Below are 21452 nucleotides of genomic sequence, written 5' to 3'. Positions count from 1 at the left end.
TCTCACAGCATTCGTCCATAGAAGGAAATCCTGATGAGCCATCTTAATCAATACGATCAGCCCGTTGGCACCGCCCTGCCCGACTGGCAGCCCTGTCCACATCCTGAAAGGGTGAACCTGCAGGGCCGCTTTTGTCGGCTAGAGCCTTTGCGCTCCACGCATGCCGGCGCGCTGTTTGACGCCCACCGCTTAGCCCCGGATACCCGAAGCTGGACATGGCTGCTGCGTGAACCGGACAGCAGCGTAGAGGAGTACCGCGCATGGATTGAGAGCGTTTCCGGGCAGAACGACCCCATTCACTTCGCGGTGATCGATAAGCAAACAGACCAGCCCGTGGGCTCACTGGCGCTGATGAGAATTGACGCTAACAACGGCGTTGTTGAAGTCGGCCACGTTCACTTCTCGCCTTTACTGAGCCGGACCGCAATGGCCACCGAGGCCCACTGGCTGCTGATGGATTATGTCTTTGATACGCTCGGCTATCGGCGCTACGAGTGGAAATGTAACAGTCTCAACGAACCGTCACGCCGGGCGGCGCTGCGGTTGGGATTTCAGTATGAGGGGCAATTTCGTCAGGCGCTGGTGATAAAGGGCCACAACCGCGATACCGACTGGTTTTCCATTATTGATTCCGAGTGGCCACAGATAGACAGGGCAATGCAGCAATGGCTGGCCGCCGACAACTTCAGCGCCGACGGCCAGCAGTTACGTACGCTGGGGAGCTTTCGTTAACGTCTTTTCCTGCGTCCCTGCACGGCTTTAAAGCGGGGATTGCTTTTGCAAATCACGTATAGCCGCCCCTTGCGCTTCACGATCTGGCAATCCGGGTGGCGTTGTTTCGCGCTACGCAATGAGTTTAGCACCTGCATTATTTGCCCCTCTTCGCATCAATAAAGCCGCCAAAGCGCTGACGGAAACGCGCGGTACTACCTTCGTTGTTGAAGGCCTTCTGCTTACCGGTGTAATACGGATGCGATTTGGACGATACATCAAGCGTCACGTAGGGGTACGTCTCGCCCTCCAGTTCGATCTCACGCTCGGTTCTGATAGTAGAACCGACCTTAAAGTATTCGTTGGCGCTGGTATCGTGGAAAACCACCGTACGATAATGCGGATGAATATTGGGTTTCATAGCGACCTCAATAATTATGTTATAACATAACAATACCGTACACCGTGTAAAGACAAAGATCAACCCTGAGAATGAGAAGAATTAAAGGGCGGCGAGAGCGCCCTTTGCAGATTAAGGGCTTAGCTGATGCGCCAGAGCCCGGAGCTGCTCAGCAATAGACTGCAGATTTTTGCCAGGCTCCGTTTTTGGCCCGGTAGAATGGCGTACAACCAGACGAGCCGGAAGGATAGAAGACGTATGTGATGTTTCGTTATCGCCGCTGTCGAGAATGCGCCGAACGGCCTCTTTCCCTTGCAGATCAAGATCCAGCGAAACCGTGGTTAGCGCCGGGTAGAAGAACGAACTCTCATAAGTGTCATCATAACCAATAACCGACTTTTCTCCCGGAATCGGTACCTGGTGCTGGTGAAATGCGCTCAGTACGCCCAATGCCATCTGATCGTTACCTACCAAGACGGCGGTAAAGTTTGGCGTCTCCCGCAGCATTTGCAGCGCGCCAGCGTAGCCGCTTTGCGCGTCCCAGTTGCCGCGAATCACCGTTACCGGCTCCAGCCCGTAACCCTCCAGGGTTTCTATCCAGCTTTTCAGACGCAGTTTGGCCGATACCGAACTTTCAGGGCCGGCCAGCAACGCGATTTCCCGATGGCCCATCTCATAGAGATACTTGACGCTGGCCCGTGTACCGTCCGCCGGATTAAACGAAACGTTAAACACCGAGCTATAGGGGTCGACATCTAAAAAAAGACAGACAATGTCATCGTTATCAGCGGCTATTTTTTGGGCCTGTTCAGTCTCCAGCGGCACGTTGATGATGACCTTATCCACCAGTTGAGACTTCAGTTCATTAATAGAGTCCTGGATACTTTGGTTGACGCTCTCATCAATCATGGAGATGAGCACCTGATAACCTTCCACGTTCGCATAGCGTTTTACCGCCGCAGCCACCTGGGATGGGGCATGCAATGCAAGGGAAATAGTGACCAGGCCCACGGTACGACTTTGCTTACCTACCAGCTGTTGCGCCAGGCGGTTCGGGACATAGCGCAGCTCCTCAATGGATTTCTCCACCTTACTGCGCGTGGCTTTGGATACATTAGCAGATTTGTTCAGTACCCTGGACACGGTCTGATAGGAGACGCCCGCATGGCGTGCAACGTCTTCTAAGGTCGCGCTTTTAGACTTCATGGTCCGGTTCCTTGTGTTGTTATCCCTGAATTGTAACAGGGGCAATCTGAAAAAACGCTAATTGCCGTATTCCTCCTCCAACTATCGCCATAAAAAGTATTACGCTCACAATACTACAAATTGTGAATGGACTCACTTTACGTAACAAAACGCGCCTTTTTATTTGCAGTTAATCACACTATGGCGATCATTCAATTGCCTGTTTTCAGGTTTAGGCATTTTATGACATCGGTTATGTGAACGTAATACAAAACAATAAGAGGATAGACATGAACACTACGCTGCGCACACTTTCCGTTGCGTTGGCCGCTGCGCTGATTTCACCATCCGTGTTTGCTGCTTCCGCCACCCTCCCGGGTATCGACTTTCATGGCTATATGCGCGCCGGGGTTGGGGTCTCCGGCGACGGTAGCCAGGCCGAATGGCAAAAAAATAAAATTGGCCGTCTGGGTAACGAATCTGATACCTACGGCGAGCTGGAGCTGGGATCGGAGGTCTACAAGAAGAATGACGTTAGCTTCTACCTCGATAGTATGGTCAGCATGGTATCTGACGGCTCAAACGATAATGAAACCACGCTTGATGACGATGCGCAGTTCGGCCTGCGGCAGCTAAACCTGCAAATTAAAGGTCTGATCCCCGGCGATCCAAATGCAGTCATCTGGGGCGGCAAACGCTACTATCAGCGCCACGATCTGCACATTATCGATACGAAATACTGGAATATTTCCGGATCCGGCGCCGGGATCGAAAACTATACGCTCGGTCCGGGCGCCGTTTCATTTGCCTGGATCCGCGGGGATGCCAATGACGTCGACTACCGCGTCGATGGCGATAGCAACGTCAATATTAACTATCTTGATTTGCGCTATGCGGGCTGGAAGCCGTGGGCCGGATCCTGGACCGAATTTGGTATCGACTACGCGATGCCGAATACCACTAAAAAGCAGGATACCTACGGCGGACTCTATGATGCTGAAAACGGCGTCATGCTAACCGGTGAAATCAGCCAGGATATGCTGGGCGGTTACAACAAAACGGTTCTGCAATACGCAAACAAAGGACTGGCGCAGAACATGGTGTCCCAGGGGGGCGGCTGGTATGACATGTGGAACTACGTCAATGACGCCACCGGCTACCGCGTTATCAATACCGGTTTAATTCCGATTACTGAAAAGTTCTCTATTAACCACGTCCTGACCTGGGGCTCCGCGGATAACATCACCGATTACACGGATAAAACACGCATGCTGTCGCTGGTGGCGCGCGGGCAGTATCAGTTCACCGAATATGTACGCCTGATTGGCGAAGTGGGCGGCTTCTACCAAAAAGATAGCTACAAAAATAATACCGATTACAAACAAGCCGGTGAGAAATACACCATTGCGCTGGGCCTGGCCGATGGACCTGACTTTATGTCGCGCCCGGAACTACGAATTTTCGCTTCATACCTGAATGATTCTGAAAATGGTAAGCCGTTCGAAGATCGGACCGCCAATAATACATGGAACTTTGGTGTACAGGTCGAAGCCTGGTGGTAATAGCCGTTTAACTGTTTTATCGCCAACTGTAAAGTTGTTAATTACCCTCCGGTAATGATTATTGTCATTGAATGCCTGTTATATTTTCGGGATAACTCATTATTGCGTTATCCCGTTTTATTTTATTTCCGGCTGGCAAAGTGCTCATCAAGTAATTGCCGTAAAGCATCCGACTGCTTACCGAAAATAGCATGCACCTGCTGCCCCAGAATAATAACCCCAAGCGCTCCCTGCTGCTGTAAGGCCTGAGAATCAACTATCGATAGATTATTCACCGTGACGCGTAAGCGGGTAATGCAGGCGTCAACGTTAATAATATTCCCTTCACCACCAAACGCCTGAATTAAATAATCAATCTGTTGTTGCTCCGCATGACTTAAAGGTACCGCCGCACGAGGCTGCGAGAAGTAATTCAGAAAGGATTTTAAACTCACCATACCAGTCTCCTGATTAGCAGATAAAAAAACGCCTGCTCGCAGGAGCAGGCGCGGGGAGAGAAAAATTACGCGCGACGACTGAGGATACGGCAATCCCATGCATTTAAGACCAGCGGCGTATTCAGCGCCGTACCGGTGAGGCAGTCCAGATAGCCTTGCGGCAAAACCACGCTATGCTGCTGCGCGCTGTAGTTTTGCAGGAAAACGTAGGCGGTTTCACCGTCCGTGCGTGCGGTCGCCACTACGCCCGGCGGGAAATCAGCCTCAACCGCGCGCGGCAGAGAGAGTTCTTTCATCAGGCTGCAGAAGAAGTCCCGCTGGAAGGCCAGATCGTTGCGCGACGCAACGTGCCATGCCTTGCCATTACCAAAGTGATTGACGGTGACCGCCGGTCTTCCTGCATAAAAATCATCGCGATAGGTAGCCAGCGGTTGCGCGCTTTCAGCATGAATCAGTTCACACAAATGGCGTACCTGGTACGGCCCCTGCAAGCCAGCTTCATTACCCGCCAGCCCCTGTACCAGGTTGCGTTCGCCGTCGTTCAGGCAGTCAATTTCTTCCGCCCAAATGCCCAGCAGTTTACGCAGCGGGCCCGGGAAACCGCCGAGATGGCAGAGGTCGGACTCGTTCACTATCCCTGTCCAGTATGTTGTAACTAAATGACCGCCGTTAGCCACAAACGCTTCGGCGCGTTCGGCAAATCCCTCACGAACCATATACAGCATTGGCGCAATGACCAGTTGATAAGGACTCAGGTCAACGTCAGCATCGATAACATCAACCGCAATCCCCTGCTCCCAGAACGGACGGTAATGTTCGTTGACGGTATTTTCATACTCCATGCCGAGATTACGCGGCCCCTGAGCATCATCCAGCGCCCAGCGATTTTGCTGATCGAAGATAATCGCCACTTTCGCATCCGTCCGGCAGCCCACGACGCCAGGCAACTGGCTTAACATCTCGCCGAGCTTCGTCACTTCACGGCCCACGCGCGTATCCAGATGACCGACATGATCGATAATCGCGCCATGGAACTTCTCCACCGAACCGCGGCTTTTACGCCACTGAAAATACTGCACCGAATCCGCGCCGTGCGCCACCGCCTGCAAAGAGGAGAGAATATGCATTCCCGGCTTCTTAAGCTTACTGGTTGGCTGCCAGTTGGTCGCACTGGGAGTGGATTCCATTAATACAAACGGCTTACCGCCCTTCAGGCTGCGCATCATGTCGTGATACATGGCGGTGTAGCAGGCCAGTGTGGTTTCATCTCTATCGCGATGCCACATGGGGTAGCTGTCCCACGAGATAAAGTCCAGCGTCTGCGCCAGCTGCCAGTAGTCGTAATCGTAGAAATACTCCATGAAGTTGGTGGTCACCGGCAGTTCGGCATTCGCCGCTTTCAGCGGAGCAATCTCATGGCGGCAGAAGTCGGTCACCTGGGCGGTATTAAAGCGATGCCAGTCAAGGTTGAGACCATGAATTGAGACTTCTCCCTGCGGCGCCGGAGATTCGATCTGCGACCAGTCGCTATAGGTGTGGCTCCAGAAGGTACTCCACCAGGCGTGATTGAGATTATCCAGCGTTTCATAGCGCGCTTTCAGCCAGTCGCGGAAACGCTCCTGACACAGGCTACAGTGACACTCCCCGCCGTATTCGTTGGAGATATGCCAGCCCAGCACCGCCGGATGCTGAGCGTAACGTTCCGCCAGCAGGGTATTAATCTTCAGGGTTTTCTCACGATAGACCGGCGACGACATACAGTGGTTATGCCGTCCGCCGTGCAGGGCAGGCACCCGATCGCGACCAACGCGCAGCACCTGAGGATATTTCTGCGACATCCACGCCGGGCGCGCGCCGCTTGGCGTAGCAAGAAAGACATGAATTCCGGCGGTATACAGTTTTTCCAGAATACTGTCCAACCAGCCAAACTCAAATACGCCCTCCTGAGGTTCAAGCTTCGCCCAGCTGAATATCCCTACCGACATCACATTGCATTTTGCCTGCTGCATCATGGCAATATCTTTGTCGATAATATCCGGATAATTCTCCCATTGCTCCGGGTTATAGTCGGCGCCATGCAATAGCGTATTAACCTTCGGACTCAAAGGCGCAAATTTTTTCATAATAAACATCCTGAAGTGTAAAACTGAATAATTAATTAAATACCTTCATCGACGGCAATGCTTTTCCCTGGCAATCAAACAGCGCCTGATTTTCCCGGGCATTACCCTCTTTCCACTCATCGTGGATATATTTCATTCCGGCAGGCGTCGCCCAGGTATTTCCCGGCACGGCAATCCACGTCGGCTCCCAATAAAAAATACCTTTACCGCGATGCTGCGGAACATCGGCAACGGCCTGCATTAAGTCGTGAATATAATTATATTGTCCCTGGACGGTGGCGGGGTAACCACCATCTTTTTCTTCTTTCGCCTGGAAGCTATTTTCCGCATTGTCGCAGTTATCCAGGGTATAAGCGTAAGCGGCCTCCACCACTATCACGTCTTTGTTATAGCGTTGGCTGATATCATCCATATTGGCTTTCAGCGCGCTAATCGGGCCATTCCAGTAGGTATACATCGACAAACCAATGATGTCGTAAGGGACGTTACGCTTGCTGATTTCATCAAACCACCAGCGGAAGGTGTCGTTTTTCGTGCCTTCGGCCAGATGAAGCATAATTTTAACCTGCTCACCGCCGGTGAGATTTTCCTTCAGTCCATCGATGGCGGCATTCAGCAGCCCAGCAAGACGATCGAACTCGCCGCCGCCCTGCCCCCAGCTTTTACCTTCCGGCCACAGCATACCGCCGTTGATTTCGTTGCCGATCTGCACCATATCCGGCAGCACGCCCTCCTGCTTAAAGCGGGCAATCGTGTCGCGGGTATAATCGTGGATCGTGGTTTTCAGCTGCGGATAGTCCAGCTTCTCCCAGGCTTTCGGCTTGAACTGCTTACCCGGATCGGTCCAGAAATCGCTGTAGTGGAAATCAAGCAGCAGCTTCATCCCCTGCGCTTTTGCCCGCTTCGCCAGCGCCAGCGTCGTCGCCAGATCATTATCGCCGCCGCCGTAGCGCTGGCCTTTAGCATCTTTGGGATCCACCCACAGGCGCAGACGAACGTAGTTCACGCCATCGGCCTTGAGGATCGCGATCGGATCCTGCTGCTGATTGTTGTGATTAAAGAACTTCGCGCCGTGTTTTTCCGCATCCAGCAGCGTAGAGATATCCGCGCCTTTAATAAAATCAGCGGGCATATTGCTAAACGCCTGCGTTTGCAGCGCATCTGCCGCCAGCGTACCGGCGGAAAAACAGCATGCCAGAGAAACAGCAAGCCACGCGGGTGTTAATCTTTTCATGGGGTTATCCTTTTGTACTGCCTGAGGTGAGGCCGGAAACAAAGTACTTTTGTAGCGCCAGATAGAGAATCGCCACCGGGACGGCAATCAATACCGCTCCCGCCGCGTAGGTGGTGTAGCTGGCGCCCATCTTCTGTGCGACCAGGTTATACAGGCCAATCGGCAGCGTGTACTTATCCGGGGTACGCAATATGGTGCTGGAGAGAATGAAATCCCCCAGCGGACCGGTAAATGAAAACAGCGCCACCACCGCCAGAATAGGCTTCGACAACGGCATGATGATCTCGAAAAAGATACGGAAGCTGCTGGCACCATCCATCCGCGCGGATTCATCCAGATCTTTGGGGATCGCGTCCAGATACCCCTTCATGAGCCAGGTATTCATCGGGATCATGCCGCCCACGTAGATCAGTACCAGCGCCAGATGACTGTTGATTAGCCCCAGCAGCTGAGAAAGGACAAAGATCGCAATCAGCGCCGAGAACTGCGGAATCATCTGCAACAGCAGGAACAGCATCAGTCCGTTCTGCCGCCCTTTGAAACGAAAGCGGGAGAACGCATAGGCGGTGAAGCTCACGCTGATTAGGGTCAGAAGCATGGTCATGAAGCTGATTTTCATCGAGTTCCAGTACCAGGTGAGATAATTCACATTGCCGTTGAACAAATCCGCGTAATGCTGGAACGACAGGTTTTCAGGAATAATCGACGTACTCAGCAGACTGTTCCCGGCGTTCAGCGACGCCCCTACCGTCCAGACCAGCGGGTAAATAATGATCGTCGAGACAAAGATGACCACCAGCCAGGTGAGTGACAGGCGAATCCACTTTTCACGTTTAATACTCGGTGATTTAGCCATGTTGCTTCCCTTACGCCATATCGTCATTTTTAAAGGATTTTGTGGCGCGGAACTGCCACAACGCCAGGCCGACGACGAAAATCGACAGCAGGATCGTAATAGTGGCCGCGATAGCGTATTGCGAAGACGACATGGTGAGTTTGTAGATCCACGACACCAGAATATCCGTACCGCCGGCATTCGACCCCGCCACCGCAGGCCCGCCGTTGTTGAACAGATAGATGATATTGAAGTTATTAAAATTGAAGGTGTACTGCGTAATAATAATTGGCGCAATCGAGTACAGCACCAGCGGCAGAGTAATGGTCCGCAGCCGGGTAAACGCGCTGGCACCATCCATCGTGGCCGCTTCATAGAGATCGTCCGGAATCGCCTGCAGTACGCCGGTGGTCATGGCGAAAACAAACGGGAAGCCCAGCCAGGTTTGCATCATGATCAGCGCCGTCTTAGTCCAGAACGGGTCGGTCAGCCAGGCCTTCGGACTGATGCCGAAGAAAGACAAAATGGCGTTGTTAATGACCCCGAATGAATCATTGAACATCCCGGCAAAAACCAGAATCGTCACAAACCCCGGCACCGCCCACGGCAGAATAAAAATCGTGCGGATCATTGGCTTGAAACGCAAATCCTTCTGGTTAACCAGAATCGCCAGCAGCACACCAACGGTGCATTGCAGGGTTGTCGCCAGCAGCGTCCACACCACCGTCCACTGCAGGACATCAAAAAAGGTCGAGCGCCAGATGGATAATGTGAAGATGTTGATGAAGTTTTTGAACCCCACCCAATCGACCAGCTTCGCGGGCGGCGTGTGGTAAAGGTTGTAGTTAGTAAAGGCGATCGCAAAGCCAAACAGAATCGGGAAGATGACCACAAACACCAGCAGAATAAAGCCCGGCGTAATCATCAAATAGGGAAAACCGTCGCTGAGCAGCATCTGATATTGCTTGCGTACGCTGTTCAGCGCCATACCCTCATCGCGCTTTTTACCGTTAATCCAGGCATCGCGCAGCGAGAGGAAATAGACTAACAAACCAAAAGCGATAATCAGCACGCTGATTATTCCTTCCGCCAGCAGGAAGATAGAGTTATCCCGCGGGACTTCTTCGCCTAAGGTGTATAACCCCCACAGGCCTTCGCTGAGAAAGTCATAGAAAATGCTCATAAAACTGCTCAGCAGCACCAGGAAGACAATCCCCTTCAACCACTGGCGGTGATAAAACTGACCAAAACCCGGCACGATAGCCAGCAGCAGGCCGCACCACGCGTGGCGTCCTGCGCCACGCGCTTCGGCAATATTTTCGCTGGGATTGATAATCACACACGACTCCTTCTGAAAACGGGAGGGCCTCCTCCCGTTCTGTTACTTCACCTGATTACTGATTGCTGGCCTGCATGGCTTCGATCTGCATCTTGATCTGCTTCTCGGCGTTATCCAGCGCCGCCTTCGGCTCCTGTTTACCGGTCAGGCTCAGCTCCAGGGCTGCGTTCGCCGGGCCCCATACCTCCCCCATTTCCGGTATTCCTGGCATTGCCGTCGCCCGTGCTGACTGCACCGCCACCGCGCTGGCCTTCTCGTCATTCTTAATCAGCGGATCGTCAATCATTGCCTTCAGCGGCGGGATTTCGCCGGTCGCCACATAGCGTGCTTTCACATACTGAGGCTGGTTAATAAACTCAATAAACTGCTGCGCCAGCGCTTTATCTTTACTCCACGTCGAAACCACGTAGCCTTTCACGCCGAGGAAGGAGCTCATCGGTTTGCCGTCCGGCAGCGTCGGCAGAGGCGCAACGCCATAATTAATGCCTGCCGCTTCGTATGGCTGGAAAGCCCACGGGCCGTTAATCACCGCCGCCGCTTTCTTCTCGGTGAACAGGGAATCGATGGCGTTCAACCCGTTGTCACCGAGGATCCCTGCCGGGAAAACCTTATCGGTATAGAATTTTTTCAGGAAAGTGACTGCTTCCACTGCGCCGGGTTTGTTGAGACCGACATCCTGCGGGTTGAAGCCCCCTTTATCGTTTTTGCCAAAGATATAGCCGCCCATTGGACCGATAGCGCCCCAGCTGTAATAAATCTGGTCGAACTTCGCCAGCAGACCGTATTTCCCCTCTTCGCGCTGCTTCTTCGAATAGTCGAACCACGCCTGCAGGCTATCCAGCGGCTGGTCGATCAGATCTTTGTTGTAAATCAGTACCAGGGTTTCCACCGCTTTAGGTACGCCGTAAAGCACGTTATCCATATGGAAAGCGCTGATTGACGCAGGCGTAAACGCCTCCTGCTTCTCCTGATCCAGAGTCAATGGAGATAGCAATCCCTGGACAACCGCTCCGCCTAGCTGATCATTAGGGATCACCAGGACATCCGGGCCGATGCCCGCCGGACCATCAAGACGCAGCTTTTCCAGCTGTTGGGCGTACGGCATCTCCTGCACGTTCACCTTAACGTTGAACTGCTTTTCAAAATCACCGACTGCGGCTTTGATGCCGGCGGATTTTTTGATGTCTTCCCAAACGTTGAGCTGCCCGGCCGCGTGCGCCTGCAGGCTCGTTATCTGCCCGGCAGCCAGAGTGGTAAGGATCAGTGCAGCAAGAGTGTTCTTTTTCATTATCAACCTCATGTGAAGGTATAACAATTTAATGGTTTTTATTAAGTAATGTGACTTCAGCAAATCTCTTAGCAAGTTGATTAACGCCAGTTCATAAACAAAACATCCGTCATGTTTGATTTGTTATACGCTACGCTTTGAAGGCTGATAAAACTACTGGAAGCTACTCGTTGTGTGATCATCATTGCAGAAATGAAACATCGTTGTATGGCGCTAAAACCGTGGAAGTTATAGTCGCTGCATGATTTTAGTGTCGTTGAGCATCGTTCGGCTGAATTGTTATACGTTATACAAATTCCGCATCGCAGCCCAAATCCCAACGGCAAAAATGGCTAACAATCCGGGGAGTGTTGATGTCCAATATACGACTGAGGAATGTCACCAAACGGTTCGGCAGTACGGTGACGCTGCATCAGGTAAATCTTGATATTGAAGATGGTGAATTTGCGGTGTTCGTCGGCCCGTCCGGCTGCGGTAAATCGACGCTACTGAGGATGATTGCCGGTCTTGAAGAGGTCAGCGAAGGTGAAGTGCTAATTGGCGATGAGGTGATGAATGATGTCGTTCCTGCCCATCGCGGCGTCGCTATGGTATTCCAGTCCTATGCGCTCTATCCGCATATGACGGTGGCGGAAAATATGGGCTATGGCCTGAAAGTGAACAAAGTACCAAAAGATGAAATTCGCCGTCAGGTTGAAATGGTGGCGAAAACGCTGCAGCTCTCTCATCTGCTGGATCGTAAGCCTAAGCAACTTTCCGGCGGTCAACGTCAGCGCGTTGCCATCGGCCGCGCTATTGTACGTAATCCACGGGTGTTTATGTTTGATGAACCCCTTTCTAACCTCGATGCCGAACTGCGCGTTGAGATGCGCCTGCATATCGCCAAACTCCATCACGAGCTCAAAACGACCATGGTTTATGTTACTCATGACCAGGTTGAAGCGATGACTCTCGCCGATAAAATCGTGGTGATGAACTACGGCAAAGTTGAGCAGATGGGATCGCCGATGTCGCTGTATTACAACCCGGTGAATAAATTCGTCGCGGGATTTATCGGTTCGCCGAAAATGAACTTCCTTCCCGCGACGGTTACCGCATGGCAGCCGGGCCAGCTTAGCGTGAAGATGGCGCAAGATCATAATCTGACGCTCAATATCACCACCTCACCGCTGCAGCCCGGCGCTGCCGTCACCCTCGGTATTCGTCCTGAACATCTCTCTACCGATGTGAATATCGGTACCGTGGTTGAGTTTCAATGTGAAGTGGTCGAGAGACTGGGTAATAATACCTATCTATTTGGCCAGTGCTACGGCCACGATAACGTCAAAATTCTGCTGCCAGGCGACGTTCACTTTCGCCCCTGGCAGAAAATCAGCGTTGCCTTCGACGATCGCTACTGCATGGTGTTCGACGAAAACGACCTGCGGATTAGCACCGACATCGCCGCGCCGGATGCCCACTAAACGCAACATCTGGCTGTCATGATTGCGCTTTAGAATATGAACCAGTGCTGGCGATGCTTATTGGCTGCCAGCATACCAGCCCTCGTTTTTCTCCGCGCCGTTTACAGCTTCGGGCGTCGCGGATCATCCACTGTTAGCCCGAATTCGCTGCTCTCTCGCGGTTCGGGCCTTTTTATCCCGTTTACCTAATCGTCCTTTTTATCTTTCGCGTATACTCATCGCACCCCTTAATAAATTTAGGAAATGCTCATGACGACCCGGCATCAGGTGAGCCTGGTTACAGGGGTACTGATACTGGCCATTATTTTGCCGGTGGCGCTGAGTATTTGGTTGGCAATGCAGCAGGCCAAAGCGCAGTTTTATACCGGACTGGACAACTTTTCCGTTCGGGTACTGGCTCGCGTTCAGCAGGTAGCCGATCAGGCAAGAGAGGCGCTGAACGAAGCGGATGCCGATACCGCCGCGACTTGCAGTCCGCAGCATCTGCTTAATATGCGGCGGATTGCCTACACCCACCGCTACGTGCAGGAAGTGTTGTGGTTACATGGAGGTATTCCGCAATGCTCTTCTCTTGAAGATCATCGGGTATCAGTAACGTTTCCTGCTCCCGACCATATTACTGCCGACGGCTATCGTACCTGGCTCACCTCGGTTAGCGATCTCGGGCTACAGCATAAAATGACGGCAATGGGCAGCGAACATCATGTGGTGATGATCGATCCGGTTTCATTTATTGATGTGATTCCGTCAGGCCAGGAAGAGATTCACACTCTCTTGTTTGGCACGAAGCGCGATCAAATTATCATCAGCAGTAAACCGCTCGACGCCGCCGCCTGGGAGCACATTAAGCGTCTGGATGTCGAAACCTTGACGCTTGATAGCACCGTTTATCGCCTCCGCCGCATCCCTGAACTAGGGCTGGCGATCGCGGCCTGGTCATCAACATTACCGCTCCAGCAAAAATTACATCAACAGCTAATGCTGTGGTTGCCGATTGGTTTATGCACCAGCCTTCTGGCCTCATTCCTGCTTCTTCGCCTGCTGCGAAGGCTGCGCTCTCCGCGTTACGGGATGCTGGACGCGCTGAACTCCAATGCTATACAGGTCTATTATCAGCCTATTATTTCGCTACAGACTGGCAAAATCGCCGGCGCGGAAGCACTTGCCCGCTGGAGGCAGCCTGACGGTAGTTATTTATCGCCGGATATTTTTATCCCGCTTGCCGAACAGACCCGGCTGATAACCCGGTTAACCGAAGATATCGTGCGAAAAATTTTCGCCGATCTCGGAACCTGGCTGCGCCAGCGCCCGGAAGTGCATATTTCGATCAATTTATCTGTCGATGATTTGCGTTCGCCAACGCTGCCGATACTCCTGCAGGAGCAGCTCCAGCACTGGGGTATCAGCGCTCAGCAGATCATCCTTGAAATTACCGAGCGCGGCTTCGTTGACCCGCAAACCACTCTGCCCGTCATCGCCGGCTATCGTCAGGCCGGACACCGTATATCTATTGATGACTTCGGCACCGGCTACTCCAGCCTGAGCTATTTACAAAAACTGGACGTTGACACCCTGAAAATCGATAAATCGTTTGTCGATACGCTGGAGTACAAACCGCTGACGCCGCATATTATTGACATGGCGAAAGCGCTTAATCTGGCGACCGTCGCCGAAGGCGTCGAAACCGAAAGCCAGCGCGACTGGCTGCGCGTTCACGGCGTGCAGTACGCCCAGGGTTGGCTTTATAGCAAAGCGCTGCCAAAGGAGAAATTTATCCTGTGGGCTGAAAACAACCTGAAAGCGTATTCAACGCCGCCTGCGAAAAATACCTACTGAGCCTATTTCAGATAAGATTTAATCACCTGCATGACCACTTCAAGGTCAGCTTCACGCTGGCCTTCTTCCGGCTCTTTGACGACATGATCCGTTAAATGCCCCTGAATAACCTGCATCATCATGCCGTTTACCGCACCGCGAATGGCGGCCAGCTGCTGGAGAACCTCTGCGCATTCATGCTCGCGGTTGAGCATTTTTTCCAGCGCAGCGCTCTGCCCCTGAATTTTCTTCAGTCGGGTCAATAACATCTTCTTGTGACGAACAGTATGTGACATTACGCGCTCCACTCTTTGATGACTCGATCGTTTCCATTAACGACCCCCGTATGTAACAAGGCCAGCATACCATGCTCTACTCCCCGGGAGTATTTTTCTACCGGGGGGGTAGTATTTATATACTAGGGGGGAGTAGCATAAGATCACTTTTGGCAAGGGACCACGTTATGAACGATTTCACTTCACTGCTGCAACAGGGGAATGCCTGGCTATTCATTCCCAGCGCGATCCTGCTCGGCGCGCTGCACGGTCTGGAGCCCGGACACTCGAAAACCATGATGGCGGCATTTATTGTGGCAGTGCGCGGAACGTTGAAGCAGGCTGTACTACTGGGGCTAGCGGCGACGGTATCGCATACGGCCGTGGTCTGGCTGGTAGCGATGGCAGGCCTGTGGTTTGGCCGCGGTTGGGATGCGCAAACGTCAGAACCCTGGTTTCAGCTGATCTCAGGGATCCTTATTGTGCTGATTGCCTGCTGGATGCTGCGGCGTACCTGGCTCGAATCTCGTACACACCAACGCGATCGTGATCATAACCATAACCATAACCATAACCATAACCATAACCACGACCACGACCACGACCACGACCACGACCACGACCACGACCACCATCATGCACACCATCATCCGCATCAACACCATCCTCACGCGCATCCGCTAGTGGCCACCGCAGAGTGGCAGGACGCCCATCAGCGCGCGCATGCGGAGGAGATCAACCGCCGCTTTAACGGACAGCGGGTCACCACCGGACAGATCGTTTTGTTTGGGCTGACGGGCGGGCTAATCCCCTGCCCGGCGTCAATTACCGTATTGCTTATTTGCCTCCAGTTGAAAAAGGTTTCGCTGGGAGCCACGCTGGTGATGAGTTTTAGCGTTGGGCTGGCGCTCACCTTAGTGGCTTCAGGCGCAATTGCCGCCCTGAGCCTGAAGCACGTCGCCAACCGCTGGCCGGGACTAAACGATCTCTCACGGAAAGCGCCGTGGATTTCCGGTGCGCTGATTATTGTGGTGGGTTGCTATATGCTGCTGCACGGCTGGCGTAATCTGTAGGGCTTCTATCGCCATCCCCACCGACTATGGGGATGGCAAAGATGAATTACTCATCGAGGAGCGGGGAAAACCCGCCGTATATCATTCGTTTTCCATCAAATGGCATATTTTCGCCAAACTCTTTCATCCGCGGGTCAGCCATCATTTTAGCGTTGGCGGCATCGCGCACCTCTTTAGAGGGGTATTCAATCCAGCTGAATACCACCTCTTCATTATCTTCAGCTTTTACCGCCAGACGAAAATCGGTCAGCTTGCCATCCGGGACATCATCCGCCCAGCACTCGACCACGCGTAGGGCGCCAAACTCTTTAAATAGCGGCAGCGCCTTTGCCGCCATCGCGCGGTATACCTCCTTATTTTCCGCCGGTACGGCAACAACAAAACCATCAACGTACTTCATGAGTATGCTCTCCGAAGTGAACAGTACCGCCGGACAATCCGGCCGTATCTGCAGTGATAAGTTTAGTCTCCAGCGCGGATAGCAGCTTAATATCAGGAGATGGCCTCGCCCGGTTTCGCCAGCGCCTTACGTGCAGCCGACTGATGAAACCACGGCAGGCAGAGCTGAATCAACGGCCCAATGGTTATCGCATAGAGTACGGTTCCCACGCCAAATTTGCCGCCCATCATCCAGCCAATCAGCAGAACGGAAAGTTCAATCGCCGTGCGAATGCCGCGCAGCGACCATCCGGTACGTGCATGCAGTCCGGTCATCAGCCCATCGCGCGGACCGGGGCCGAAACCTGCGCCAATATACATTCCCGTCGCCAGCGCATTCAGTACGATAGCCCCGGCCAACAGCAGGCTACGCGCCACCAGCGATTCTAACGGCGGCAGGATAGCCAGAGTGGCGTTTGCCGCCAGGCCCAGCACAATCACATTGCTTACCGTGCCCAGCCCCGGCATTTGTCGTAGCGGGATCCACAGCAGCAGCACCGCCGCGCCCGTCAGAATCATCACCGTTCCGAAATCAAGATTGAACTGGTTGCCGATCCCCAGATGAAAAACATCCCACGGATCGGCCCCCAGATTGGCATGAACAAACAGCGCGGTCGACACGCCGTACAGGACCAGACCAATATAAAGTTGCAGCAAGCGACGTACCATTTTCCACCTCAGGACAATTGCGATTCCCCTCATCATCAGTAAAAATGGATTGATAATTAATGGCCAGTTTTAAAAAAGTGGATTGCTATGTCATCTCGTCGCTTTGGTTCACAATCGCTGGTGCGCCTGCTCGGTCACTGGCAGGAATCCGGTTCCCGCATGCCGCTCTGGCGTCAGCTGGCGGAAGCGCTGCGCCTGCTGATTCTCGATGGCCGCCTTGCGCTGGAAACCCGTTTGCCCGGCGAACGGGAGCTGGCGGCGGCGCTGAATATCAGCCGTACTACGGTTGCCAGCGCGCTTGGACAGCTACGGGAAGAAGGCTATCTCTACAGCCGTCAGGGAAGCGGTTCGCGGATCGCTTTGCCGGAGCGGACGGTGGAGATCAAGACCAATAAACCGGACTCGCCGTCGGTCAATCTGGCCGTCGCCGCGCTCAGCGCCGGGCCTGAAATTCATCAGGCCTTCAGCCAGGCCCTGAAAATCATGCCGCAGCACTTAGCCAATACCGGTTACGATCAGCAGGGTCTGCCGCTTCTGCGTGAAGCGATCGCCCACCGCTATAGCGAACGCGGCCTGCCAACCCGAAGCGATGAAGTAATGATTGTTAACGGGGCACTTAGCGGCCTGGCATTGGTTTTGCGCTTATTTACCGGGCCCGGCGATCGGGTGGTGGTGGATGCGCCGACTTATCCTATGGCGATTAGCGCGATTCAGGGAGCATCATGCCGCCCGGTCAGCGTGGCGTTACCGCAGCAGGGATGGGACTGCGACGGTTTAGCGGCGACAATTGCCCAAACGGCGCCGCGGCTGGCATGGCTGATGCCGGACTTTCATAACCCTACCGGTCGCTGTATGGATAGCCCCACGCGCCAGCGGGTAGCAGACATCGCCGCCCAAACCCGCACCACGCTGGTAGTAGATGAAACGATGGTCGACCTATGGTACGACGCCCCGCCGCCACCATCTTTAGCATCGTATAACCCTGATGCTCCGGTGATAACCATCGGCTCTGCGGGAAAAAGCTTCTGGGGCGGTTTGCGCATAGGTTGGATCCGCGCATCCTCGCGCACCATTGCATCTCTGGTTCAGGCGCGGGACTCCCTCGATCTCGGCTCCCCGCTGCTGGAGCAGCTGGCCTGCTGTTGGCTGCTGGAGAATGAGAAAATGCTGTTGCCGTCGCGGCGCGCCATGCTGGCAACCCGTCGGGATATGTGCGGCGCGCTGATGGCGGAGTATTTTCCCCACTGGCGCTTCACGCCGCCGGAAGGAGGACTCTCTTTTTGGGTTGAGTTACCCGGGATGCTGGCAACGCTGTTTTCCGTTCGCGCGGAAAGCCGGGGAATTCACATCGGAACAGGAACGCGATTTGGCCTGGCGGGCGCCTTTGACCGCTATTTACGCTTACCGTTTACGCTTGCGGATGATGAACTACGTCACGCTTTTAATATATTGCAGCCGTTATGGCATAGTCTTACGGAGCAGAAAGAGAGCTTCCGCCCACGGAAAATTATTTAATAAAATATCGACGGGCTGGAGCCAGCCCGTCAAAAGCCATCATCCGTGATGCATATGAGATGTTTTTATAAAATTGCGCTTCAAGTTTGTCTTCGTGTCGTGTCAGTCCGATGACAAAAATGAAATATTTTCATTAATGCTGTCGCGGAATCGGAAAACCTTTAAGGGAAATAATAAAACCGTCTTCGTCTTTTTTAATTTTTGCGCCCGTATCACACCAGTCGGAGGCAATGCGAAAGAACTCATCACTACCGATATTCCAGTTCAGGCGTACATGCTTCACATAGCCGGAACGCAGCATGGCGCACGCTTCGCTATAGTTGCTGGCTGTAGAGAGTTGTTGTTTCATTTTTTCTTCTTCAGGAGTTTACGTAATGCTTTGATTTCTTTAGGGGTTAATGGAGATGCTTCCTCTTCGGTGTGCTGGCTATCAATATCTTCTTCCGAAACCCCCGCCTCGTCTGCTGATTCCGCTACCTGGAAGGCCAGCAGCAGCAGTTTCTCCGTAGCTGTTCCTAAATTTTCGTTATTTTCTTCCGCATACTGACGCAGCTTTTCTTTTAACTCACTATCAATTTTGACGTTCAGAACCACAGTAGTCATAGTCACGCTTCCCGTGAAATATAATCATCATATAACTAATACACGAACTTAACATGCTGATCCAGAGATATATTTTTGGCTTATATCTAACAACAGTTTCCCATCAGTAATCTGCACCTGATATATGACATTAAGATGACAATAATATTTCACTTAAATTTCAAATTTATGACGTAGTGAATTTTTAGCATAAAAAAATGGAGTTTTAGAAACGAAATAAATTCACACTTTAATTAAGGATATTAACCATGAAGGGGATATGAAGCAGCTGATTTGTGCGAATCGCGCCAGGGACACGCTGAAATGGGTGGGGGCCCTGCCAGCTACATCCCGGCACACACGTCGTCTGCTCTGGCTGCTTCCTTCCGGACCTGACCTGGTAAACAGAGTAGCGTTGCGGGAGAACCAACAGAGCCCCCATTGAGAGCGCTAGTTACCTAACGCGCTGGCGCATTATCCCTGCTGAATCCTTGAATTGCAAGCCACCGCCGATCGGGTGCTGGTTTATTGCGCAAAGTCGCGTCTCCACAGGCTTTTCACGATAAATGATCCCGCGCCCCTCAAGAGATCGCGAGCATACTCTCAGCAAAAACCCCTTCCGGCAGCCATAATGTGGATTATTCACCGCCCCTTTTATCATCAAGGCACTATCTCAACGGAATATGAATGAGTGAATCACCGCGTTCATCACCACCCTGACAATGCCGCCCATTCCTGAAGTGTCTGTGCCCTTCCACGGTTTACATTTTTTGCGTCCGGGACTGCTCATTGATTTTGTCACGATTAGCGCTAATCAGCTGCTGGCCGTCCCCCCGGTTGCGCTGCTTTACTCAACCGTTGACGTCCTTCAGCACGCTGAATTACGTAAACTTCCCATCGAAGCCAGCGGTCTCGTGGTGTATCCGATATAAACCCTTAAGCTCCCGGCCATGCGCGCCAAACTGATGATTAACGCCCAGTCTGAACGCCCGAAGTTTCTTGAAGCCCTGCTAACCATACGCCGCATGAAAATGTTCATGGTATGCAGGTGCTGGGTCTGACGCTGGAATTCACCGTAGTAAACCCGGCTTAATCCACCCGCTGTACAGCCCATGATGTAACGCTTATTCTGAACTTTTACCGGCAACAGGACCTTCCATGGATTCTCACGATACTTTTCCGCAGCGCGTCTGGCAAATTGTCGCCTCAATACCAGAAGGATGCGTGGCGACCTACGGCGACGTTGCTCAGCTGGCGGGTTCACCGCGCGCGGCGCGTCAGGTTGGTGGGGTATTAAAACGTCTGCCGGAAGGTTCCACTCTCCCCTGGCATAGGGTGGTCAACCGTCACGGCGATATCTCTCTCACCGGGCCGGACCTGCAGCGTCAACGCCAGGCGCTATTAGCGGAAGGAGTCCAGGTGTCAGGCAGTGGGCATATTGATCTACAGCACTACCGCTGGATTTATTGAAGACAAAAAAATGCCCCTGGGAAGGGGCATGATGTGGAGTTACTGCACGGGCGGAACGTTGTTGTTCGCCACCGGTACCGCCGTTTGTTGGACCGGCACCAGCACCAGATCGGCACGGTTGCCGCCCTGGTTAATCACCGTCTGTACGGTATCGGTAATGAACATCAGCTGACCGTTAACGGTAATCGCCGCGCTGAGAAGAATGCGGGCATTAGGCTGGATTTGCGCCTGGTTATAGGGCAGAACAAAATTAAACGGCGCCTGCTTCCCTTCGGTCCTGACCGCTTTTTGCGCCAGCACGTGCGCCGGCGCATCGGCCAGCGACGCATCCGACAGAGTTACGGTCAATACTGCGTCCGGCGGTAACGCCACGCGCTGGCGAATATTGATAGTCCCGGATACGTTAGGCTGCTGCTGCGAGGAGCTTAGTGAAGCAATGCCATAAGGATCGGGCGCCGCCTGGTTCGCTGCATTGCTGTTGTGATTATTCGCACAGGCAGACAACGTAGCCGCTACGGCTATAGCACTTAACATATAGGCAAATTTCATTCTTTTCTCCTTTCATCCCTTTGAGCATGTTCGACCGCAATGCAATGCGGCGAAACATTTTCACCATGAATAAGTGTGGCACAGTTCTCAATTTTCGCCCGGAAAAGCGCCATATTCAGATTATTACTGCCTGCAACGTCCCGGCAGCAAAAGTGATACGGTGAGCATAATGCCGCTTTCTGGGGATCCTCTGTCGGCCGAAACAGGGGTTATTACCACCCGCCGGAAGCAGCTAAAAGCAAATGAATCATCTCGTCTGGCGCGTAGCCTCGGCTCACAAGAGTGAAGATGGCGCCTCTTCCCCGTTTACGGGTTGGCCGCCACGAAAGCTCGAGCGGGGTTCTGAAACCGACAGGCGATGAATAGTTGCAACCATCCATAACTAACAATCCCGTAGCCTGGGAGATTTACGTCGGAAAAAACGTCCCTATTCAGTTTATTACACCCATCGGACCACTTACGATTCCAGGTTATACTTTGCCTCAATAA

At 52.9% G+C, this 21452-nt stretch carries 22 protein-coding genes, 1 other RNA gene and 1 pseudogene; 8 read left to right on the top strand and 16 right to left on the bottom strand.

The features are described from left to right. Positions 1-33 precede the first annotated feature (33 nt). A complete protein-coding gene (locus ABLV12_RS15030) occupies positions 34-732 on the top strand; it encodes a GNAT family protein (RefSeq protein WP_004099639.1) in 699 nt (232 codons plus the stop codon). On the opposite strand, the gene ykgO is transcribed toward ABLV12_RS15030, so the two are convergent. The 3 genes from ykgO to ABLV12_RS15015 all read right to left on the bottom strand — a co-directional run bounded on the left by ykgO (position 729) and on the right by ABLV12_RS15015 (position 2317). Continuing rightward, positions 729-869 carry a type B 50S ribosomal protein L36 gene (gene ykgO / locus ABLV12_RS15025; RefSeq protein WP_078774955.1) on the bottom strand — a complete coding sequence of 47 codons (141 nt, stop codon included), beginning with the start codon at positions 867-869 and terminating at the stop codon, positions 729-731. The two genes, ABLV12_RS15030 and ykgO, sit on opposite strands and share 4 nt — an antisense overlap. Beyond that, entirely contained in the window at positions 869-1132 is a 264-nt protein-coding gene (locus ABLV12_RS15020; RefSeq protein WP_064396976.1) for a type B 50S ribosomal protein L31, read from the bottom strand. Before ABLV12_RS15020 ends, ykgO begins: the two co-directional genes overlap by 1 nt. Positions 1133-1243: 111 nt before the next feature. Further along, the gene (locus tag ABLV12_RS15015; protein ID WP_004099636.1) at positions 1244-2317 is read right to left on the bottom strand and encodes a LacI family DNA-binding transcriptional regulator; all 1074 of its coding nucleotides are present in this window, start codon (positions 2315-2317) and stop codon (positions 1244-1246) included. A 269-nt stretch (positions 2318-2586) separates the two neighbouring features. On the opposite strand from ABLV12_RS15015, the gene ABLV12_RS15010 reads away from it, so the two are divergent. After that, positions 2587-3858: a maltoporin gene (locus ABLV12_RS15010; protein ID WP_004099631.1), complete on the top strand. Its 1272-nt coding sequence runs from the start codon at positions 2587-2589 to the stop codon at positions 3856-3858. A gap of 122 nt (positions 3859-3980) precedes the next feature. Here the strand turns inward: ABLV12_RS15010 and ABLV12_RS15005 are convergent, their stop codons facing one another. The 6 genes from ABLV12_RS15005 to ABLV12_RS14980 form a co-directional block, all read right to left on the bottom strand. Then, a complete protein-coding gene (locus ABLV12_RS15005) occupies positions 3981-4295 on the bottom strand; it encodes a glucose PTS transporter subunit EIIB (RefSeq protein ID WP_004099629.1) in 315 nt (104 codons plus the stop codon). Between the two features lie 65 nt (positions 4296-4360). Beyond that, positions 4361-6418: a beta-galactosidase gene (locus ABLV12_RS15000; protein WP_004111036.1), complete on the bottom strand. Its 2058-nt coding sequence runs from the start codon at positions 6416-6418 to the stop codon at positions 4361-4363. Positions 6419-6449: 31 nt separating this feature from the next. Further along, positions 6450-7652, bottom strand: a complete 1203-nt coding sequence (locus tag ABLV12_RS14995; protein WP_004099623.1) for an arabinogalactan endo-beta-1,4-galactanase — start codon at positions 7650-7652, stop codon at positions 6450-6452. Positions 7653-7656: 4 nt separating this feature from the next. Continuing rightward, positions 7657-8508: a sugar ABC transporter permease gene (locus ABLV12_RS14990; RefSeq protein WP_004099616.1), complete on the bottom strand. Its 852-nt coding sequence runs from the start codon at positions 8506-8508 to the stop codon at positions 7657-7659. A 10-nt stretch (positions 8509-8518) separates the two neighbouring features. Then, positions 8519-9826, bottom strand: a complete 1308-nt coding sequence (locus tag ABLV12_RS14985; protein WP_004099614.1) for a sugar ABC transporter permease — start codon at positions 9824-9826, stop codon at positions 8519-8521. 55 nt (positions 9827-9881) lie between these two features. Further along, the gene (locus tag ABLV12_RS14980; protein WP_064396988.1) at positions 9882-11114 is read right to left on the bottom strand and encodes a maltodextrin ABC transporter substrate-binding protein; all 1233 of its coding nucleotides are present in this window, start codon (positions 11112-11114) and stop codon (positions 9882-9884) included. A gap of 353 nt (positions 11115-11467) precedes the next feature. On the opposite strand from ABLV12_RS14980, the gene ABLV12_RS14975 reads away from it, so the two are divergent. Both ABLV12_RS14975 and ABLV12_RS14970 read left to right on the top strand, forming a co-directional pair. Beyond that, positions 11468-12577: an ABC transporter ATP-binding protein gene (locus tag ABLV12_RS14975; RefSeq protein WP_023320456.1), complete on the top strand. Its 1110-nt coding sequence runs from the start codon at positions 11468-11470 to the stop codon at positions 12575-12577. Positions 12578-12826: 249 nt separating this feature from the next. Further along, positions 12827-14413, top strand: coding sequence for an EAL domain-containing protein (locus ABLV12_RS14970; protein WP_017146483.1), 1587 nt, complete (start codon positions 12827-12829; stop codon positions 14411-14413). 2 nt (positions 14414-14415) lie between these two features. Here ABLV12_RS14970 and ABLV12_RS14965 read toward each other — a convergent pair whose 3' ends face one another. Continuing rightward, the gene (locus tag ABLV12_RS14965) at positions 14416-14688 is read right to left on the bottom strand and encodes a metal/formaldehyde-sensitive transcriptional repressor (protein WP_004099606.1); all 273 of its coding nucleotides are present in this window, start codon (positions 14686-14688) and stop codon (positions 14416-14418) included. 167 nt (positions 14689-14855) lie between these two features. Between ABLV12_RS14965 and ABLV12_RS14960 the strand changes: the two genes are divergently transcribed. Beyond that, the gene (locus ABLV12_RS14960) at positions 14856-15740 is read left to right on the top strand and encodes a nickel/cobalt efflux protein RcnA (protein ID WP_017146484.1); all 885 of its coding nucleotides are present in this window, start codon (positions 14856-14858) and stop codon (positions 15738-15740) included. A 46-nt stretch (positions 15741-15786) separates the two neighbouring features. On the opposite strand, the gene ABLV12_RS14955 is transcribed toward ABLV12_RS14960, so the two are convergent. Further along, positions 15787-16140: a DUF1428 family protein gene (locus tag ABLV12_RS14955; protein ID WP_064396992.1), complete on the bottom strand. Its 354-nt coding sequence runs from the start codon at positions 16138-16140 to the stop codon at positions 15787-15789. Between the two features lie 92 nt (positions 16141-16232). Then, entirely contained in the window at positions 16233-16847 is a 615-nt protein-coding gene (locus tag ABLV12_RS14950) for a membrane protein (protein WP_004099600.1), read from the bottom strand. 87 nt (positions 16848-16934) lie between these two features. On the opposite strand from ABLV12_RS14950, the gene ABLV12_RS14945 reads away from it, so the two are divergent. Beyond that, positions 16935-18362 (top strand): PLP-dependent aminotransferase family protein, encoded by a 1428-nt coding sequence (locus ABLV12_RS14945; RefSeq protein WP_348867132.1) that lies wholly within the window; start codon positions 16935-16937, stop codon positions 18360-18362. Positions 18363-18495: 133 nt separating this feature from the next. Here the strand turns inward: ABLV12_RS14945 and ABLV12_RS14940 are convergent, their stop codons facing one another. From ABLV12_RS14940 to ffs, 3 genes are all read right to left on the bottom strand, one after another. Continuing rightward, entirely contained in the window at positions 18496-18711 is a 216-nt protein-coding gene (locus tag ABLV12_RS14940) for a hypothetical protein (protein WP_004099598.1), read from the bottom strand. Further along, positions 18708-18965, bottom strand: a complete 258-nt coding sequence (locus ABLV12_RS14935; protein WP_004099591.1) for a hypothetical protein — start codon at positions 18963-18965, stop codon at positions 18708-18710. The genes ABLV12_RS14940 and ABLV12_RS14935 overlap by 4 nt, the downstream gene beginning before the upstream one ends. A 314-nt stretch (positions 18966-19279) precedes the next feature. After that, an RNA gene (ffs, locus tag ABLV12_RS14930) (signal recognition particle sRNA small type) lies at positions 19280-19376 on the bottom strand. Between the two features lie 255 nt (positions 19377-19631). Between ffs and ABLV12_RS14925 the strand changes: the two are divergent. Together ABLV12_RS14925 and ABLV12_RS14920 are read left to right on the top strand one after the other, a co-directional pair. Continuing rightward, positions 19632-20037: pseudogene (locus tag ABLV12_RS14925) on the top strand (dTDP-glucose pyrophosphorylase). 65 nt (positions 20038-20102) lie between these two features. Further along, on the top strand, positions 20103-20414 hold the full coding sequence (locus tag ABLV12_RS14920; protein ID WP_004099584.1) for an MGMT family protein: 312 nt from the start codon (positions 20103-20105) through the stop codon (positions 20412-20414). A 39-nt stretch (positions 20415-20453) separates the two neighbouring features. Here ABLV12_RS14920 and ABLV12_RS14915 read toward each other — a convergent pair whose 3' ends face one another. Next, a complete protein-coding gene (locus ABLV12_RS14915; RefSeq protein WP_004099583.1) occupies positions 20454-20963 on the bottom strand; it encodes a YbaY family lipoprotein in 510 nt (169 codons plus the stop codon). Between the last annotated feature and the right edge of the window lie 489 nt (positions 20964-21452).

It is taken from the genome of Klebsiella sp. CN_Kp100 (assembly GCF_040065315.1).
Taxonomy (GTDB): domain Bacteria; phylum Pseudomonadota; class Gammaproteobacteria; order Enterobacterales; family Enterobacteriaceae; genus Klebsiella; species Klebsiella oxytoca.
The sequence above is the reverse complement of the archived record's forward strand: the minus strand, read 5'-3'. Positions and strand labels throughout refer to the sequence as shown.

What these genes read in the sequence shown, in the direction of transcription:
- ABLV12_RS14945 (WP_348867132.1), top strand. Translation starts at nt 16,935, where the DNA reads ATGTCATCTCGTCGCTTTGGTTCACAATCGCTGGTGCGCCTGCTCGGT.
- ABLV12_RS14935 (WP_004099591.1), bottom strand. Translation starts at nt 18,965, where the DNA reads ATGACTACTGTGGTTCTGAACGTCAAAATTGATAGTGAGTTAAAAGAA.
- ABLV12_RS15000 (WP_004111036.1), bottom strand. Translation starts at nt 6,418, where the DNA reads ATGAAAAAATTTGCGCCTTTGAGTCCGAAGGTTAATACGCTATTGCAT.
- ABLV12_RS14975 (WP_023320456.1), top strand. Translation starts at nt 11,468, where the DNA reads ATGTCCAATATACGACTGAGGAATGTCACCAAACGGTTCGGCAGTACG.
- ABLV12_RS14990 (WP_004099616.1), bottom strand. Translation starts at nt 8,508, where the DNA reads ATGGCTAAATCACCGAGTATTAAACGTGAAAAGTGGATTCGCCTGTCA.
- ABLV12_RS15015 (WP_004099636.1), bottom strand. Translation starts at nt 2,317, where the DNA reads ATGAAGTCTAAAAGCGCGACCTTAGAAGACGTTGCACGCCATGCGGGC.
- ABLV12_RS14920 (WP_004099584.1), top strand. Translation starts at nt 20,103, where the DNA reads ATGGATTCTCACGATACTTTTCCGCAGCGCGTCTGGCAAATTGTCGCC.
- ykgO (WP_078774955.1), bottom strand. Translation starts at nt 869, where the DNA reads ATGCAGGTGCTAAACTCATTGCGTAGCGCGAAACAACGCCACCCGGAT.
- ABLV12_RS14980 (WP_064396988.1), bottom strand. Translation starts at nt 11,114, where the DNA reads ATGAAAAAGAACACTCTTGCTGCACTGATCCTTACCACTCTGGCTGCC.
- ABLV12_RS14955 (WP_064396992.1), bottom strand. Translation starts at nt 16,140, where the DNA reads ATGAAGTACGTTGATGGTTTTGTTGTTGCCGTACCGGCGGAAAATAAG.
- ABLV12_RS15020 (WP_064396976.1), bottom strand. Translation starts at nt 1,132, where the DNA reads ATGAAACCCAATATTCATCCGCATTATCGTACGGTGGTTTTCCACGAT.
- ABLV12_RS15005 (WP_004099629.1), bottom strand. Translation starts at nt 4,295, where the DNA reads ATGGTGAGTTTAAAATCCTTTCTGAATTACTTCTCGCAGCCTCGTGCG.
- ABLV12_RS14960 (WP_017146484.1), top strand. Translation starts at nt 14,856, where the DNA reads ATGAACGATTTCACTTCACTGCTGCAACAGGGGAATGCCTGGCTATTC.
- ABLV12_RS14965 (WP_004099606.1), bottom strand. Translation starts at nt 14,688, where the DNA reads ATGTCACATACTGTTCGTCACAAGAAGATGTTATTGACCCGACTGAAG.
- ABLV12_RS14940 (WP_004099598.1), bottom strand. Translation starts at nt 18,711, where the DNA reads ATGAAACAACAACTCTCTACAGCCAGCAACTATAGCGAAGCGTGCGCC.
- ABLV12_RS14995 (WP_004099623.1), bottom strand. Translation starts at nt 7,652, where the DNA reads ATGAAAAGATTAACACCCGCGTGGCTTGCTGTTTCTCTGGCATGCTGT.
- ABLV12_RS15010 (WP_004099631.1), top strand. Translation starts at nt 2,587, where the DNA reads ATGAACACTACGCTGCGCACACTTTCCGTTGCGTTGGCCGCTGCGCTG.
- ABLV12_RS14915 (WP_004099583.1), bottom strand. Translation starts at nt 20,963, where the DNA reads ATGAAATTTGCCTATATGTTAAGTGCTATAGCCGTAGCGGCTACGTTG.
- ABLV12_RS14950 (WP_004099600.1), bottom strand. Translation starts at nt 16,847, where the DNA reads ATGGTACGTCGCTTGCTGCAACTTTATATTGGTCTGGTCCTGTACGGC.
- ABLV12_RS14970 (WP_017146483.1), top strand. Translation starts at nt 12,827, where the DNA reads ATGACGACCCGGCATCAGGTGAGCCTGGTTACAGGGGTACTGATACTG.
- ABLV12_RS15030 (WP_004099639.1), top strand. Translation starts at nt 34, where the DNA reads ATGAGCCATCTTAATCAATACGATCAGCCCGTTGGCACCGCCCTGCCC.